This is a genomic window from Bacillota bacterium LX-D (assembly GCA_031628995.1).
Classification (GTDB): Bacteria; Bacillota; DUOV01; order DUOV01; family Zhaonellaceae; genus JAVLUO01.
The window spans coordinates 12,854-29,458 of the sequence record JAVLUO010000002.1 but is presented as its reverse complement, the minus strand read 5'-3'; the positions used below and the strand labels follow the sequence as shown (position 1 = coordinate 29,458).

Sequence of the window (16,605 nt, the reverse complement as noted above, 5' to 3'; positions counted from 1 at the left end):
GTTATTCTGATTTATAACGAAGGTATAAATTCTAGCTAATTTTATCAAATTCCTGCAAAGAAAATAGGGATTTTTGTCTATTTCCCTTCGCTAATATATTCTTGGATGGATTTAACTCCAATTTCGTTTTTCCCTTCAATAATCTTAGCTATGATTTTCACTATAGCATTAGCTGTATCCAGTGAAGTTAGACAGGTAATCCCATTTTCAGTAGCAGCCCGACGGATCAGAAATCCAAAACGTTCCCCATCTTTTCCTTTAGTAAGTGTATTAATAACTAATTCAAAGGATTTGTTCTTGACCTGATCCAATAATTCCTGACTAGTTCCTGTTTCAACTGTTAAGCCAGCTTCTTGTAGATAGCTGGAAGTTCCAGACGTAGCATGTAAACTAAACCCTAAGGCACTTAAGCTTTGCAAAATGGGTAAAGCTTCTTTTTTATTGCGGTCGGCTATTGCTGCCAAAACTTTTCCCTTAGTTGGCAGTGCATATCCTCCGGCTATTAAGCCTTTGTACAAAGCAGCGGCTAAATTGGAGTCAATGCCCATAACTTCTCCTGTAGATTTCATTTCCGGCCCTAAGGAAGTATCTGTCTTAGTTAGCTTATTCAAAGAGAAAACAGGTACTTTTACAGCAATATGTTGAGCCGGCGGATAAAGTCCCGTCCCATAGCCTTGTTCCGCAACTTTTTCACCGAGGATTACTCTAGTCGCCATTGTCGTCAAAGGAATCCCCGTTACTTTACTTAAAAAGGGAACTGTCCGGCTAGAACGAGGGTTCACTTCTAAAACATAGACTTCATCCCCCTGCACAATAAATTGGATATTTAACAGCCCAATAATTGGCAATTCCCTAGCTAAAGACCGGGTATACTCAACAATTCTCTTTATTGCCAAATCCGAGATTCTAAAGGCAGGGTAAACTGCAATACTATCCCCGGAATGGATCCCTGTTCTTTCAATATGTTCCATAATTCCAGGTATTAAAATATCTTCTCCGTCGGAAACAGCATCAACTTCTACTTCTCTGCCCTCAAAATACTTATCAATTAAAATGGGACAGCTTTGGGATAATTCCAATGCTTCTGCTAAATATAATGATAATTCTTCCTCGTTATAAACAATTTCCATGCCCCGGCCGCCAATCACATAGGAAGGACGCACCATCACTGGGTAGCCTAATTTATGGGCTATAGCCTTGGCTTCTTCCCTGGTACCCGCCCCTGAACCAGGTGGTTTAGGAATATTTAGTTTGGTTAAAACCTGATCAAATTTTTCTCTATCTTCAGCTCTGTCAATAGCTTCCATACTTGTACCCATAATTGGTATTTTCCAAGGAACTAAGTTTTTGGCTAAATTAATGGCTGTTTGGCCTCCAAACTGGACTACTATGCCTTCCGGCCGCTCCTTATCTACAATGTGCAGTACATCTTCTGCTGTTAGAGGTTCGAAATATAAGCTGTCGGCAATATCAAAATCCGTACTAACTGTTTCTGGATTATTGTTCACAGCAATAGTATTGATTCCAGCTTTTTTCAAAGCTCTAATACACTCTACGGAACCGTAGTCAAACTCTACTCCCTGCCCAATACGAATTGGTCCCGAACCAGCTACGAGAATTTTACGTCCTGTTTTATTTATTACTTCGTCTACTTGATCATAGGAGGAGTAATAATACGGTGTTACTGCTGCAAACTCTGCAGCACAAGTATCTACCATCTTAAAAACCGGCTTGATTCCTTGCTTTTGCCTAAATTCAGTAATCTTTTCCTCCGGTATATCAATTAAGGAAGCTATCCAAGCATCGCTAAAGCCCATTATTTTCGCTTGTTGAATTGTATCTACATTTAACACGCCTTTTTCCCGGGCAATTTGTTGCTCCAGCTGAATAATATTTTTAAATTTCTCCACAAAAAACAAATCTATTTTTGTTAAATGCACAATTTTCTCGATAGTCATACCCCGGCGCAAAGCTTCGAAAATATAATAAATCCGCAAATCGCTGGCAATTTGCAGTTGTTCTTCAATTTCCTCTAAAGAGGCTTCTTTAATGTCATGTTCATTTTTTCCGCCAATTCGCAGTTCCAAGCCCCTTAAACCTTTTAATAATGCCCTTTCCAAAGTACGATCAATCGACATTACTTCCCCTGTTGCCTTCATCTGAGTACCCAGGTTTCGTTCCCCGGACAGCTTATCAAAAGGAAAACGGGGTACTTTTACTACAACATAATCTAAGGCCGGTTCAAAACAAGCCGTTGTATTCTTCGTTATAGCATTTTTAATTTGATCCAAAGTATAACCAACAGCAATTTTAGCAGCCACCCGAGCAATGGGATAACCCGTTGCCTTAGAAGCTAAAGCACTGGAACGGCTGACCCTGGGGTTGACTTCAATAACGCAATACTGCATACTTTGGGGATCTAATGCAAACTGAACATTACATCCTCCTTCAATTTTTAAAGTTCGAATAATTTTTAAAGCCGCAGTTCTAAGCATTTGCAGTTCAACGTCAGACAGGGTTTGAACTGGTGCTACTACAATACTATCTCCAGTATGAATGCCAACAGGATCTATATTTTCCATGCTACAAATAGCAAGACAATTGTCATTGCGGTCTCTAATTACTTCGTATTCAATTTCTTTCCAACCGACTACTGAACGTTCAATTAAGACTTGACCTACCATGCTGGCCTTTAAACCTCTAAAGGCAATAGCACGCACTTCCTCATCATTGCTGGCAATGCCTCCACCAGTGCCTCCCAAAGTATAGGCTGGACGAATAATTACAGGGTAGCCTATTTGTTTGGCATATAGAACGGATTCTTCCACAGTAGTTGCAATAAAACTTTCTAAAACAGGCTCTCCGATTTTTTCCATGCTTTCTTTGAACTGCTCTCTATCTTCCGATTGTTCGATGGCTTGAATGGGTGTTCCTAACAGCTTTACACCATATTGCTCTAAAACCCCCTTACGGGCTAATTCTAAAGCTAAATTTAGTCCTACCTGTCCTCCCATTGTAGGCAGTAACCCATCTGGACGCTCTTTAGCAATAATTTGCGTTAAATATTCTTCTGTTAAAGGTTCAAAATAAATATGCTGGGCCATGTCTCGCTCAGTCATAATTGTAGCTGGGTTACTGTTAGCTAAAACGATTTCCAGTCCTTCTTCCAAAAGCGCCCGGCAAGCCTGCGTACCCGCATAATCAAATTCAGCTCCCTGCCCAATAATAATTGGGCCGGAACCAATTACTAATACTTTTTTCAACCCAGTTTGCAGCATCTCTTTTTCCCTTCTCTCCGTTAAAATTAACTAAGAACCATATCTAAAAATTGTTGAAAAATATAAGCACTATCTAGAGGCCCAGGCGCTGCCTCTGGGTGAAACTGAACGGAAAAGACCGGCAGTTTTTTGTGCCTTAAACCTTCAACTGTTTCATCAAATAAGCTAATATGAGAAACTTCAACTTCATCTGTTGGAAGTGATTCTTTCTCCAAGGCGTAGCCATGATTTTGGGATGTCATAAATACTTTCCTGGTCTGAACATCTTGTACCGGATGGTTGCCTCCTCTATGGCCAAAATGAAGTTTAAAAGTTTTTCCACCTAAGGCTAAACCTAAAAGTTGATGACCTAAACAAACACCCAAGACTGGAACCCTGCCAAAAAGACCTAGAATGTTTTCCGTGACTTCCTGGACATTTTGAGGGTCCCCAGGACCATTAGATAAAATAACTCCTTGGGGTTCATAAGCTAAAATTTCCTCTGCTGAGGTATTATAGGGAACAACTGTTATTGTACAGCCTTTTTGATTAAACCAGCGGATAATATTTTGTTTTGAGCCAAAGTCAATAACAACCAAATGACAAGGTCCCCCTGGCAAAGTATATGGCTTAGACGTCGAAACCCTGCTCACAAATGATTGATCCACATTTTTTGCCTGCTGTAATTCTACCAGCAGTTCCTGAGAATCATATTCACCCGCTGCAATGATCCCCCGTAAGCTGCCGAACTGCCTTAAGTGAATGGTTAAAGCTCTAGTGTCTAGACCAGATAATCCAATAAGCCCCTGATCTATTAAAAAATTTTCTAAGGTATTAGTTGCTCTCCAGTTATTCGGCTTTGTACATAAATCATGTACAATAATCCCTTGGGCAAAGGATCTACTTGCTTCCATATCTTCAGGATTAATTCCGTAATTGCCAATTAAAGGGTAAGTCATGGTAATAATCTGTCCACAGTATGATGGGTCTGTAAAAATCTGTTGATATCCTGTCATAGAAGTATTGAATACTACTTCACCTATTCTTTTACCTTGGCAGCCAAAAGCTTTCCCGCTAAAAACACTGCCATCTTCCAATACTAAATGTCCCTGCATAATACCGCCACCTTTATCTTTATTGAGGTATATTAACTAAGGATATTCTTAAACATTTTTTGCATTTATACTTATGCAAATTTTTGCATAAAAATTAATAAAAATCAATATATTTTTGCTATTTATACAAGAAATAAGTTTTTTATGCATCACCTAACTGGTTATGCCGATTAAAAAAGCCTTCCTGCAGGCGGCAAGAAGGCATAAAAAACTAATTAAATAAGTCTTTAATAAGTCTTGATTAATTAAGCTCAACCTCCTTACTAGTCTCGCAGTACTAGTTTTAAAGGAGCAAATATCAAATTGTAGATATCTTTTATATTTTAACCTGAGAAATAGATCAAGTCAAGTTTTTTACCTGTTGGCGTTTACATCGGTGTTTATATTTATTTTTTTAAGCTTTTTTCAAAATTATTTTAAACTTTTTGGAACTTTTTCGATTTGCATTTGTCTTATATATAAGAACAATAATCATCTTGATTCCTAAACAAGATATTATCTTCATGGAAAAGCTTAAGATTGCTTTTCTCCTCTGTAGTTATGGAGGTTTTCTTATAAATTTATATTTTCTGAGATGGGGGTTTCGTAAAAAGTGAATAAAAAAACTATTGGAGTAACTACAGTAATCATTATATTATTTTTATTTTTCATAGCTGCTTGCAGTAAGGAAAATCAACCCATAAAAGAGACTAAATTAGATGCACTAATATTAAACAAAGAAAAAATAAACACTATATCAGTCTATTTAGAACAAGAGGGAACTCCAAAATACATCTTTAGAAATTCGAATCAGATAAATAAAATTCTAAATCAATTAAAAGATGTTACTGTTAAAAAATTAACAGTACAAGAAGAAAAAAAGTTTATGCAAAATGGGAGAAAATTACAAGAAAAAGGCTTATTATTTGTCGATTTACGTGAAAAAGATAAGCTTCCCTCCGGTGAATTATTTATTTGGCCAGACGGATCTATTTATGTTATTGACGTAAAATCAATAAAAAATACTAGAACAAAAGCATATCTTTCTGTAGATAACCATTTAAAATTATACCAATTTATTTTTTAAGAATGATTTGAGCAATATCTAGGGGTTTCTAAAGGCAAGCTCAACTTGTTGCAATCAAGTGATACGTTCTATATAAGAAAAATAATTTAAAAGAGCGAATAATATATAACGTCTTAAATAAGAAAGAGTTATATATCATGTCATATTTTCATAGCAATAATACCGGCAGAACTTCACCGGATGCTCGGGTTGTTCTCCAACATTGCCCTACAAGTCTCAAAAACTAGCTACGGAGTTGCTGTTCAGGCATTACTCAGGTGGGGGTTTCACCCACTAGAATTAACGACCTTGCCTGGCCGCACTACACGTGATTGTAAACATTCTCTTACGAACAAGTAGTGTATTCCGGTAGATGGAGTGATAATCCTCCTGCCAAATGGATCAGTAATAGTAAAATAAAATTAATTATCGAACAATCAATATCCATTAGTTCCACAAGGATATCATCAGGTTTGAACTTTAAATGCGCAAAATAAAGTATTGTCACTCCCTTGCACACTATGTTAAAATTATATAGAACTTAATATTACTTAAAACAAGTTTTGCTTTTTTGGCAAAAACAGCAGGGAAGCCAGTGTAAATCTGGCACGGTCTCGCCACTGTAAAGAGGTAGTCTTTTTATATTGTACCACTGGGTGTAAGCCTGGGAAGGTTATAAAAAGGCAGTGACCTGAAGTCAGGAAACCTGAGGTTTTAAGTTGATATACACCTACGAAGATAGGCGTAAATCTAATTGAATTCTTTATCAGTTCGATTTGCCCTCTGCCTATCCTGCAGAGGGTTTAATTTTAGAATTTAATATTATGATAGGTACTTTATCTTGGGGGATAAAGATTAAATGGATTTATTTTTTGCTCTAAAGGTGAGGGTATTTAAATGAACGGACGACAACTTAAATACCTGCTGATGCCTGAAGCAGCAGTCCGGCCTGTTTAATCACTTTACTTTATGGGAGGTGGTTAGGTAAGGCTACCCTTTTTTAAGTACTTCCTCCCTGGCGATTTAGCTAGGGACTTTTTTATGTTACTTGCAACTTAGAGATTTTTTCAAGGAGGAGCAAGGGTGATTTTAGTACTAACAGGAACAAAGGAAAGCAGAGATATATTGGATTTATTACAGCATGAAGGACTAGAAGTTATGGCTGCTGCCTTTACTGACTACGGCAGGGACATAGCCCAGGAAAAAGGGGAAAAAATTTTCCCAGGAGAACTTAACTTTGAAAACCTTAGTGCTATCTTAGAAAAAAATAAAATTAATTTTGTTATAGATGCCTCAAACCCATTTGCCACTCAGACATCAAAAATGATTAGCAAACTATGTCAGAGCAAGGATATTGCTCATGTACACTTTGTGCGTGAGGAAGTAAAAATTCCAAACAACTCTCTTATCCATACTGTCACTACTTGGCAGGAAGGTGCAGATAAGGCTTTCGAGTTAGGCAATTCTATCTTCCTAACTACAGGAACAAATAATTTAGAAATATTTTTAGAGCATCCCTCTGCTCCAGGCAAAAGAATCGTTGTTAGGGTTTTGCCGGATCATAAGGTTCTAAAAAAATGTCAAGATTTTGGTCTAAAATTAAAAGATATTATTGCTATGCAAGGTCCTTTTTCCAAAGAAATGAATCGGGTAATGTTTAAAACTTTTAACGCCGGTGTAGTTGTGATTAAAGAAAGCGGACGCGCTGGCGGAACTGATACTAAAATTTCTGCCGCACTTGAGCTAAAAATACCATTGGTGATCATTAAGAGACCTACTTTTAGCTGCCACTTAGAAGTTAAAGATTATCTTACTCTGATGCAAACAGTGAAAAAAGCTATTCGATGAGGTGAAAAAAGTTGAAACTACATAAGTTAAATCTTAAATGTATTTTACCTTTACTAATAATCTTTTCAGGTGTTCCCCAAGCAGCTTACGCCATGCATATTATGGAAGGTTTTTTACCTATTAAGTGGTGTTTAATCTGGGCTGCAGCTACATTGCCCTTTCTAATTTACGGCTTTATTTCCATTACTAAAATTACTAAAGAGCATCCCAACCTTAAAATGTTGTTAGCAGTTTGCGGTGCCTTTGCCTTTGTGCTTTCTGCTTTGAAAATACCTTCAGTTACTGGCAGCTCTTCTCATCCAACAGGTGTCGGCCTAGGTGCCATAATCTTTGGACCTACACCAATGACGGTTTTAGGAATTATTGTTTTACTTTTCCAAGCTTTGCTCCTTGCCCACGGGGGAATAACAACTCTTGGGGCCAATGCATTTTCCATGGCTGTCGCAGGTCCACTAATTTCTTACGGTATTTATAAAGCAGGGCAAAAAATAGGGACTCCTACTTCCCTTTCAGTTTTTTTAGCTGCTGCTTTAGGTGATTTATTAACATACATAGTTACCTCTGTTCAACTGGCCTTAGCTTTTCCGTCGCCAGTAGGAGGTTTTACCGTATCTTTAATGAAATTTTTAAGTGTTTTTGCTTTAACCCAAATTCCCTTAGCAATAAGCGAAGGTATTTTAACAGTAATTATTTTCAATACTCTTTCTAAGTATAACTCAACGGATTTTAAACAACTTTCCATTATTAATAGGGGGGCCTAGAATGAGAACTGTTGTTAAAAATATGATTTTAATTGCTTTAGTTGTTTTTTTAGCCGCAGTACCTTTATTTGTTAATAAAAGTGCAGCATTTAGCGGCGCTGACAGTCAGGCAGAAGAAGCTATTACAGAATTACAACCCAATTATCATGTTTGGGCTGCTCCAATTTGGGAACCACCTAGTGGAGAAGTAGAAAGTCTGCTCTTTGCTTTGCAAGCTGCTCTAGGTGCCGGTTTATTAGGCTACTATTTAGGTACTTTACGAGGTAAAGTTAAACATAAGGCGGAATAAGCAATGTTAAAAATCGACCAATATGCTTACGCAAATAATTTACTTACTGTTCATCCTCTTGAAAAATTTATTTTAGCTATTTCGCTGCTTATTATTTGCCTAGCAACCAGTTCTAATCTCATTTCTATTTTAATAATTGGGATTATGCTGCTGCTAACAGTAGGTCTAGCTAAAATACCATTAAACTATTATTATAAGCTAATGTTAGTTCCTTTTGCCTTTTTGTTAATTGGAACTTTAACAATTGCTCTTTCCATTGAAAAAGCACCTACTGACTTTTGGATTGGTTTGAACATAGGACCCGTTGCTTTTGGTATTCACTTTGCAAGTTTATTTACTGCCCTAAACATTTTTTTAAAATCCTTAGGAGCCGTCAGCTGCTTATACTTTTTAGCACTGACGACTCCTATGCTTGACATTATCTATGTACTGCGCAAATGCAAAGTTCCTAAACTTTTTTTAGAATTAATGGCTCTTATTTATCGATTTATTTTTATACTCCTAGATACGGTAGAAAAAATGAAAACATCCCAGGGAACTAGGCTTGGTTATGCCAGCTTTAAAAATTCTTATTATTCCATTGGAATTCTAGCTGCCAACTTATTTTCTAGAGCGTATCAGCAATCGGAGGAAATGACAACTGCTATGTTCGCCAGATGTTACACAAACGAGATTAATGTCTTGGAAAATGAATATGTTTTATCAGCTAAAAATTTAGTATTAATTACCTTTCTGATAATTTTTTTTGTGTCAGCTGCTCTTTTCGTATAGAATAGCTGTGTAAGATGTGTATTTGGGGCTGTAGTTGAAAATTTAGGATTTTTGGAGGTAGTAGTCATTGGCTGATTATATACTAGAAGCTGTAAACATAAATTATGCTTACCCAGATGGAACCAAAGCTTTAAATGGAGTGAGTCTCTCCATCGAAAGAGGTAAAAAAATTACATTTTTAGGTCCTAACGGTGCCGGCAAATCCACCTTGTTTCTTCATTTTAACGGCATTCTACAGCCTACTGAGGGAAATATTCGTTACTCTGGGCAAAATATTTCTTACAAACACAAGGATTTAATTGAACTTCGGAAAAATGTAGGCATAGTTTTCCAGGACCCTGACAGTCAGTTATTCTCTGCCAATGTTAAACAGGAAATTTCTTTTGGGCCTCTAAATCTGGGTTGGGAAAAAGCTAAAGTATTATCAAAAATTGAAGAAGCTATGAATGCTACTGAAATTACCCATCTCCAGCACAAGCCTACACATTTATTAAGTTACGGACAGAAAAAAAGAGTTTCTATAGCTGATATCATTGCTATGGAGCCTGAGGTATTAATTTTTGATGAACCGACAGCCTGGTTAGATCCAAGGCATTCTAAAGAAATTATGGATTTAGTAGATAAATTCAACGAACAAGGAAAAACGATTATTTTATCAACCCATGACATAGACTTAGCCTATAGCTGGTCCGATTATATTTACGTTGTTAAAAAAGGAAGAATTGCTGGCCACGGTACTCCCGCCGCTATTTTTAAAGATAAAGAGTTGCTAGCTGCAGCAGACTTGGCCAAGCCTTGGTTGGTAGAGGTATTTGAAGAGCTAAAAAGCCGCTGTTTAGTTGAGCCGAACGCTCCTCTCCCTAAAAGTAAGGAAGAGCTGTTCGCCAGTCTCCTTCCAGATAATGACAAGGTAATTTAATGACAAATCATTGGTATGGTTAAAATAATTTAAAGGCAATTATCCCTAGAGCACCTTCAAAGGATAATTGCCTTAATTTATCTGTCTATTAATTTACTTATTGATTTATTTTACTAATTTACTTTGCTTATTGATTTAACTTGAGAATATCTTTAAGAGTCTTTATTGCTCCTTCAATGGTCCGGGGAGCTTCTTTTAACTGCAACTCCGGCAGCCCCAAAAATATTCTAGTCACAATAGGGAACTGCAGATCAGCAGATTGGATTAAGTCAGCTCGGGTTAGTAAACTCGTATCTCCTGAAGCTAAGGTTTGTCCGTCCTTAATAATAATAATATTTTCAGCCCATTCAGCTGCCAAATCCACATCGTGGGTAGCAATCACAATAGTGGTTCCGGAAGCATGAAGCTCATTAAGGATAGTAAACAAAATGCTTTTCCCTTTAGGATCTAAATAGGCAACTGGTTCATCTATTACAATAACTTCCGGTTTCATAGCCAATACGCCAGCAATGGCTACCCTTTTTTTCTGTCCATAGCTTAAATGATGGGGAGCCTTGTTTCTTAAATCAAGCATTCCCACAGCTTGTAAAGCATCTTCCACCCTGTGCTCAATCTCCTGGTGACTTAGCTTTAAATTAGTGGGACCAAAAGCAACATCTTCCCAAACTGTAGAGGCAAAAACCTGATCATCGGGATCTTGAAAAACTAAGCCAACTTTAGTTCGAACCCAGCGCTCCGTTTCACGATCTATTTCCTTCCCAAGAACCCTGACACTGCCTTCTTGAGGCAAATTAATGCCATTAAAATGCAGCAATATAGTGGATTTTCCCGCTCCATTAGGGCCTAACAAAGCAGTTTTTTTGCCTTGCGGAATAGCCATAGACATTCCTTTAAGTGCTGTTGTGCCATCGCTATAACGATACCATAGGTTTTCAATTTCTATAATATTCAAATAAACCCTCCTAGTTCTATAGCTTTTAATCCTAAAACAAGTATTACTAGTACTATACCTGCACAACATTCCTTCAGAGAAGGAAGGCAGTGTCCACAGCAGGAGAACTCCCCTGTATAGCCCCGAGCCAACATAGAATTATATACCCTGTCTCCTCGTTCATAAGAACGAATAAATAAGATGCCTATAAGCTCTGCTAAAGTGCGCATGGTGTGCACATCGAGAAGACTTTTGCCGGCCTGAAAGCCACGGGCTTTCCGAGCCACTTTCATACGCTCTAATTCCTCCTGAAATACGGAAAAATAACGAATAGTAAAAGCCAATAAATTAACTAAAATTGCTGGCAAACCCACCTTCCGCAAACCATGGAGCAGCTCACTTAAATCGGTAGTTAAAGTTAAATAGCTTAAAGCTAAAACAGAAGTTAAAACCCGCCCCGTATACATAAAAGCCTTTGCAATTCCTTGCTGAGTAACGGCAACTTTCCAAGCTCCTAAAGAAAAAACAGCTGCTTCCTGGCCTGGAGTAACAAAGGGCATTAAAATCAACATAACACCAGCAAAAGGAAGAACCCAAAGAATTCTTGTTAAACATTCTCTAAAGGGCACCCTGGTATAGATTAACAGACAGAGCATAAGGCTCACTGCTATAGCTAGGGTATTAATAGTCTTTAAACTAGTTGCTATAACTATTATCAACAAAACAGAAATAATTTTAACCCTTGTATCTAACTGAACTAAAAAGTTAGTATTTACCGCCAGATTGTTTTTAATTAGCTCCATGTCTCTCAACTCTTCTTCTCTGTTATAGTTTTATTTAGTACTTTGGGTCAAATGATCAACCTTTTTATTTTTTTTCGAAACAATTTTAGCCAAGCCGTAGGCAGCTCCAAAAGTAATAATAGTTCCCACTGCTCCCGCTGCACTACCGGCTACAGTTTCGTTAGAAATAACCGGGAGAACATAATCAGGCATTGGAGCCCCCACAACTTCTCTGCCTTCTGATTTAGCTAAAAAACCCTTATCCTCTGCTACCCGTTCCAAGCCATCAGGACTTGAAGAAGCAAAAGGAGATAGGAAAACACCAATTAAAAGAGCCACTAGCAAACCATACCAAATTTCTTTTTTCATGTTAACCACCTCATACCTTTGTAGAATTAAACACTAAATCAGCTCTAACTTTGCTTAAATAGCTAATAACAATAGCCGTAATAATACCCTCACCAATTCCAATTAAAGCATGCCAGCCAGCCATAGCCGGAAGGGCTACCTTTAATGGTACAGTATTGGATATTACGATTAAAAAAGTACATACTAGGGAAGCAATAAAAGTTGAACTCCAACCAGCTAAAAATGTACCAATAAACACCCTTCCTTTAGCTTGGGAGTTTCCAACTATAATTTTATAAACACTATAACCAACAAAAGGGGCAACGATACCCATTATGAAAATATTAGCTCCTAAAGCAGTTAAGCCCCCATCTTGAAAAAATAAACACTGGATGATGAGTACAGTAGCCATAATTAAAGAAGCACTCCAAGGCCCTAGTGTGATAGCAGCTAAAGCACCGCCAATTAAGTGTCCTGAAGTTCCTCCGGCAACAGGGAAATTAATCATTTGTGCTGCAAAAATAAAGGCTGCCATAACACCCATTTTAGGTACTTGCCTTTCATTAAGCACTTGTTTAGTTTTAGCTATTCCGTAGCTTAAAGTACCGCCGCTTAATACAGCTGTACTAATCCATGTTTTTGCATCTAAAAAACCGTCTGGTATATGCATTTAACACACCTCCAAATAATTTAAAATAATTAGTCCTGCTATGCAGGCAAAAAAAAGGGAAAATAAAAAGACCAAAAAAACCTACCTTTACTCTTCATTCAAGGCAAGACCTTCTTGGTCGATTATTACTAGAAATATAAAATTTAATACTACAGGTTTGCTAGCTTAAACGTTTTGATTTAACACGAAAACATTTCAAGCATTTCCTGATACCTTCATGGTACCTAATACTTTCATGATATTTAATACCTTCATGGTATTTAATCCATTTAGATGATATATATTCTACAATAAATATATTATTCCTGCATTATTTTTAAATTTTATTTGCAATAAACCGGTTTCCCTTTAGTTTCCAAATAAGTCTCAATTCCGCTTGTCAAGGAATTATAAACTGTATTTCCAATTAAATAGCCTAAGTCTGTGGCAGTTCCCGCATACATATTTTCTCTGCCTTGTCCGGTACAGGCAATTACCATATTCATAAGCGAACCTCTTTTATTTTAGTTTCAATCTTAGGATAGCATATTTGCCTTTAAGTAGAAACTATTATTTGCCGTCAAATTTTTATTAGGAAATATTTAACAGACTATTAAAATGGGTATAAACATTATTAATAAAATAAATACTGATGATAGAACAACAACAATTATGTTTAGAAAGGGGTTTTGTATAAATGTCTCGTGAAGATTATAACTTTGCCAATTTGTCAGAAGAAGATTTAAACACTCTCAAAAGTGCTGAATCAAAACTTGCCCAGCATAACGGCAAAGAAGTTATTTTATTGGCTTATACCAAATAAGGAGAAATACTTTTTTAAAAACGGGCAATTGAGTATTTGTCTTCAACTTAATTGCCTGTTTTTTTATTTTTAGAGCAAAAAAATACCCCTCTCACTCTTTCAATTTATATTACCTAATATTAGGGGGTATTAGGTATACACTGCAATTGAAGAATCTACAGAAGGGGCGTATCAGTGGTATTTAATTCTATCAAATAAAAATCCGGCTTTAAGGGCCGGAGGAAAAATTAACAAATTAAAGCAAACCTCCTATTAACCCGTAGTTAGGTTTTACACTCAAAAACAGGCAGGTATCCTGACTATGGTTCATAAAAAACTCACGCCTTCCCAGTTTGCACCAGTGACATATGTGAGCTTCTCCCCATTACAGTGGCGGGACCGTGCCGGATTCTCACCGGACTTCCCTTTTAAGCTTTCCAAAAGCACCTGTTAATTTTCATATTCGATTAACTATATTATAGTACAATTTCGTAAAAAAAGCAATGTTTTTTTAAAATTATTTTTAATTATTTAGGGGTGAAGTAATTTTATTCCGAAGGTAATAATACAAAATAAAGCTGCACACAATACGATAGTTGCACCTGTTGCAGTTCCCCAATAATATGAGAAAATTAAACCTATTATGCCAGATGCTAAGGCAAAGGCAATGGACAAAAAGTGATATTGCCGTACATTTCCAGCTAGGTTACGGGCAGTTGTTGCCGGCAAGATCAGCAAGGAACTAATAATTAATAGTCCTACCCATTTTATTGCGGCTGTAACAACTATAGCAGTTAAAATTCCAAAGAAAATCTCTAAGAACTGCACCTTAATTCCTCTGCTTCTAGCCAGAGTGGGATTTAAACTTACTATCAACAGCTTGTTAAATAATACTCCCCAGAAAAGCAACACTCCTAAAAAAACATAGAATAAGATCTTAATCTCTTCCGGCGAGATACTTAATAAATCTCCAATTAGATATTGGGAATATTTATTAAAACCTCCTCCCTGAGATAAAATAACAATGCCCAGGGCTACAGCAGTTGTAGAAAAGACCCCAATAATAGTATCTGTGGAAGTTGTTACAAAGTTTTTAACATAAATTATAGCTGCAGCTAAAAAAATTGAGAAGAGCAGCATAGCCCATAAAGGATTGACTAATCCTAAAATTACACCTAGTGCTATTCCCGTTAAAGCTGAATGCCCTAAAGCATCTGCAAAAAAAGCCATCCGATTATTAACAATCATCGTACCCAATATGCCAAAGACAGGGGTAATTAAGAGCACAGCTAAAAAAGCATTTTTCATAAAAAGATGCTGGACCCATGCAAAAGGCAAAACCTTTTCCATTAAAAGATAATAGGTTTCTAACATTCGAGATGCCTCCGGGTCTATATATTAACATAACCAAAAGTTTCGATAAATTTATCGTTCCTGAATACTTCTTCAGGAGATCCCTCGCATTGAATTGTTTTGTTCAAAAATACAATGCGGTCAGCATATTTGGCAACATGTCCCAAATCATGTGAAATTAGTATAATTGATAAATCAAACTGTCTGCGCAAATCGGAAACCATTTCGTAAAATAAGCCAATTCCTTTAAAATCGACACCTGATACAGGTTCGTCTAAAAGCAGTAAATCAGGAACAGGCTCTAAAGCTAAAGCTAATAGTACCCGCTGCAACTCCCCTCCTGATAAATTACCTAACCTTTTGTCAATAAGGTGCTCTGCTTTGGCCCTACCTAAACTCTCTAGTACCTGGAGCCTCAATTTATGGGAGTTAAAAAGCCAAACAGGCGAACCTGTCTTGCTCGCAAAAAATAAATCCAAAACACTAATAGGCGAACCAATATCAAATTCTAAATGTTGAGGCACATAACCTATAACTGGATTTCTGGCAATATTACCAGCGGCAGAAACAAAGTCTACCTTCCCTTGATGAGGAATTTCACCCAAAATTGCTTTCAGCAAAGTACTCTTGCCTGCCCCGTTGGGGCCAATAAGAGCTGTTAATTCTCCACAGTGAATATGCAGATTTACATCATGTAGTATTGTAGTTTTTCCCCGAGTAACTTGTATGTCCCGTATTTTTGTACAACATAAGCCGCCGCAAGTTACATTAACTAACCCCGATTTATGTTTGGTTTCCATCACGTACTAAAGCCTCTTTTAAGGTTCGTAAATTTTCTTCCATAATTCGCAAATAGCTATCTGCCGACTGATCCCCTGTCACACTGGGGTCGAGAATATAAACTTTAGCTTGAGTTTCTCTGGCAATAGTTTGAGCAGCACTATCTGGGTATTGGGGTTCTGCAAAAAGCGCCTGTATATTTTTCTTTTTAACAAGTTTAATAGTTTCTGCTATTTCTTTAGCGCTAGGCTCGGACCCAGGTTCCCTCTCAATAACCGCACCAATCTTCAAGCCAAACTCTCTAGCAAAGTAAGGAAATGCTTCATGAAAAGTAATTATGTCCCGACCAGCAACGCTTTTTAATTCTCGATGCATTTTGGAACGTAGTGCTTCAAGTTTTTGGACGTATTTCTCCGTATTGGATTGATATTTTTCTTGATTATCGGGATCTTGTACAGCAAGCTGTTCCTCGATATTTTTAACCTCCTGGATATAATTGCTAATGCTTACCCAAACGTGGGGATTTGTACTACCATCCTGATTTTTAATTAGAGGAATATTCTTACTGGCTTCAATAATTTTAAGGTTTGGCAACTGCTTAATTACTTCGTCTAAAAAAGATTCCATTCCTGCTCCATTAACTATGAAAATCTTCGAATTTTCCAATGTTTTTACATCTTGGGGAGTTAATTGGTAATCATGGAGGCAGCCGGTTATAGGCTTAGTAAGGTTAACTACTTCTACGTCAGAAACACCCTCGGTAATATTTAAAGCCATAATATACATAGGATAAAAAGAGGTAACAATTGTTTTTTTCGGGTGGTCGCTTGACACTTGAGCATTTTCTTTGCCACAACCCGTGGTCAAAATGCTTACCATAAGTATAACCAGCAGAACAGCTGCCTTAGACCTTTTAATTAAAGTGTTCATAAATACTCCTTTCCCATTTTCCAAT

Annotated in this window: 17 protein-coding genes and 2 riboswitches; of the genes, 7 read left to right on the top strand and 10 right to left on the bottom strand. The window is 37.1% G+C overall.

Annotated features, from left to right (window positions below; all coding sequences use genetic code 11):
* Window positions 1–77 precede the first annotated feature (77 nt).
* Complete coding sequence (gene carB, locus RDV78_02560; GenBank protein MDS1029384.1) at window positions 78–3,278, bottom strand: carbamoyl-phosphate synthase large subunit; 3,201 nt, start codon at window positions 3,276–3,278, stop codon at window positions 78–80.
* A 26-nt stretch (window positions 3,279–3,304) separates the two neighbouring features.
* Window positions 3,305–4,372 carry a glutamine-hydrolyzing carbamoyl-phosphate synthase small subunit gene (gene carA, locus RDV78_02555; GenBank protein MDS1029383.1) on the bottom strand — a complete coding sequence of 356 codons (1,068 nt, stop codon included), beginning with the start codon at window positions 4,370–4,372 and terminating at the stop codon, window positions 3,305–3,307.
* Between the two features lie 592 nt (window positions 4,373–4,964).
* On the opposite strand from carA, the gene RDV78_02550 reads away from it, so the two are divergent.
* The 6 genes from RDV78_02550 (at window position 4,965) to RDV78_02525 (ending at window position 10,005) form a co-directional block, all read left to right on the top strand.
* Window positions 4,965–5,438, top strand: a complete 474-nt coding sequence (locus tag RDV78_02550) for a hypothetical protein (GenBank protein ID MDS1029382.1) — start codon at window positions 4,965–4,967, stop codon at window positions 5,436–5,438.
* Window positions 5,439–5,961: 523 nt separating this feature from the next.
* Window positions 5,962–6,146: riboswitch (cobalamin riboswitch) on the top strand.
* A gap of 354 nt (window positions 6,147–6,500) precedes the next feature.
* Window positions 6,501–7,265: a precorrin-6A reductase gene (cobK, locus tag RDV78_02545; GenBank protein ID MDS1029381.1), complete on the top strand. Its 765-nt coding sequence runs from the start codon at window positions 6,501–6,503 to the stop codon at window positions 7,263–7,265.
* Between the two features lie 11 nt (window positions 7,266–7,276).
* A complete protein-coding gene (locus tag RDV78_02540; GenBank protein ID MDS1029380.1) occupies window positions 7,277–8,026 on the top strand; it encodes an energy-coupling factor ABC transporter permease in 750 nt (249 codons plus the stop codon).
* Between the two features lies 1 nt (window position 8,027).
* Window positions 8,028–8,315 carry an energy-coupling factor ABC transporter substrate-binding protein gene (locus RDV78_02535; protein ID MDS1029379.1) on the top strand — a complete coding sequence of 96 codons (288 nt, stop codon included), beginning with the start codon at window positions 8,028–8,030 and terminating at the stop codon, window positions 8,313–8,315.
* 3 nt (window positions 8,316–8,318) lie between these two features.
* Window positions 8,319–9,086, top strand: coding sequence for a cobalt ECF transporter T component CbiQ (cbiQ, locus tag RDV78_02530; protein ID MDS1029378.1), 768 nt, complete (start codon window positions 8,319–8,321; stop codon window positions 9,084–9,086).
* Window positions 9,087–9,153: 67 nt separating this feature from the next.
* Window positions 9,154–10,005: an ATP-binding cassette domain-containing protein gene (locus tag RDV78_02525; protein MDS1029377.1), complete on the top strand. Its 852-nt coding sequence runs from the start codon at window positions 9,154–9,156 to the stop codon at window positions 10,003–10,005.
* 127 nt (window positions 10,006–10,132) lie between these two features.
* On the opposite strand, the gene RDV78_02520 is transcribed toward RDV78_02525, so the two are convergent.
* The 5 genes from RDV78_02520 to RDV78_02500 all read right to left on the bottom strand — a co-directional run bounded on the left by RDV78_02520 (window position 10,133) and on the right by RDV78_02500 (window position 13,221).
* Window positions 10,133–10,957, bottom strand: coding sequence for an ATP-binding cassette domain-containing protein (locus RDV78_02520; GenBank protein MDS1029376.1), 825 nt, complete (start codon window positions 10,955–10,957; stop codon window positions 10,133–10,135).
* Window positions 10,954–11,739, bottom strand: a complete 786-nt coding sequence (gene cbiQ, locus RDV78_02515) for a cobalt ECF transporter T component CbiQ (protein ID MDS1029375.1) — start codon at window positions 11,737–11,739, stop codon at window positions 10,954–10,956. Before cbiQ (RDV78_02515) ends, RDV78_02520 begins: the two co-directional genes overlap by 4 nt.
* A 30-nt stretch (window positions 11,740–11,769) precedes the next feature.
* On the bottom strand, window positions 11,770–12,087 hold the full coding sequence (locus RDV78_02510) for a PDGLE domain-containing protein (GenBank protein MDS1029374.1): 318 nt from the start codon (window positions 12,085–12,087) through the stop codon (window positions 11,770–11,772).
* A gap of 10 nt (window positions 12,088–12,097) precedes the next feature.
* Complete coding sequence (locus RDV78_02505) at window positions 12,098–12,736, bottom strand: energy-coupling factor ABC transporter permease (GenBank protein MDS1029373.1); 639 nt, start codon at window positions 12,734–12,736, stop codon at window positions 12,098–12,100.
* Between the two features lie 323 nt (window positions 12,737–13,059).
* Complete coding sequence (locus RDV78_02500) at window positions 13,060–13,221, bottom strand: hypothetical protein (protein MDS1029372.1); 162 nt, start codon at window positions 13,219–13,221, stop codon at window positions 13,060–13,062.
* Window positions 13,222–13,412: 191 nt separating this feature from the next.
* On the opposite strand from RDV78_02500, the gene RDV78_02495 reads away from it, so the two are divergent.
* On the top strand, window positions 13,413–13,538 hold the full coding sequence (locus RDV78_02495; GenBank protein MDS1029371.1) for a hypothetical protein: 126 nt from the start codon (window positions 13,413–13,415) through the stop codon (window positions 13,536–13,538).
* Between the two features lie 267 nt (window positions 13,539–13,805).
* Window positions 13,806–13,983, bottom strand: a riboswitch (cobalamin riboswitch).
* A gap of 65 nt (window positions 13,984–14,048) precedes the next feature.
* Here the strand turns inward: RDV78_02495 and RDV78_02490 are convergent.
* The 3 genes from RDV78_02490 to RDV78_02480 are packed head-to-tail and all read right to left on the bottom strand — an operon-like array spanning window position 14,049 to window position 16,580.
* Window positions 14,049–14,891: a metal ABC transporter permease gene (locus RDV78_02490; GenBank protein ID MDS1029370.1), complete on the bottom strand. Its 843-nt coding sequence runs from the start codon at window positions 14,889–14,891 to the stop codon at window positions 14,049–14,051.
* A 17-nt stretch (window positions 14,892–14,908) separates the two neighbouring features.
* Complete coding sequence (locus tag RDV78_02485; GenBank protein ID MDS1029369.1) at window positions 14,909–15,670, bottom strand: metal ABC transporter ATP-binding protein; 762 nt, start codon at window positions 15,668–15,670, stop codon at window positions 14,909–14,911.
* Window positions 15,654–16,580, bottom strand: coding sequence for a metal ABC transporter substrate-binding protein (locus RDV78_02480; protein MDS1029368.1), 927 nt, complete (start codon window positions 16,578–16,580; stop codon window positions 15,654–15,656). The genes RDV78_02485 and RDV78_02480 overlap by 17 nt, the downstream gene beginning before the upstream one ends.
* Between the last annotated feature and the right edge of the window lie 25 nt (window positions 16,581–16,605).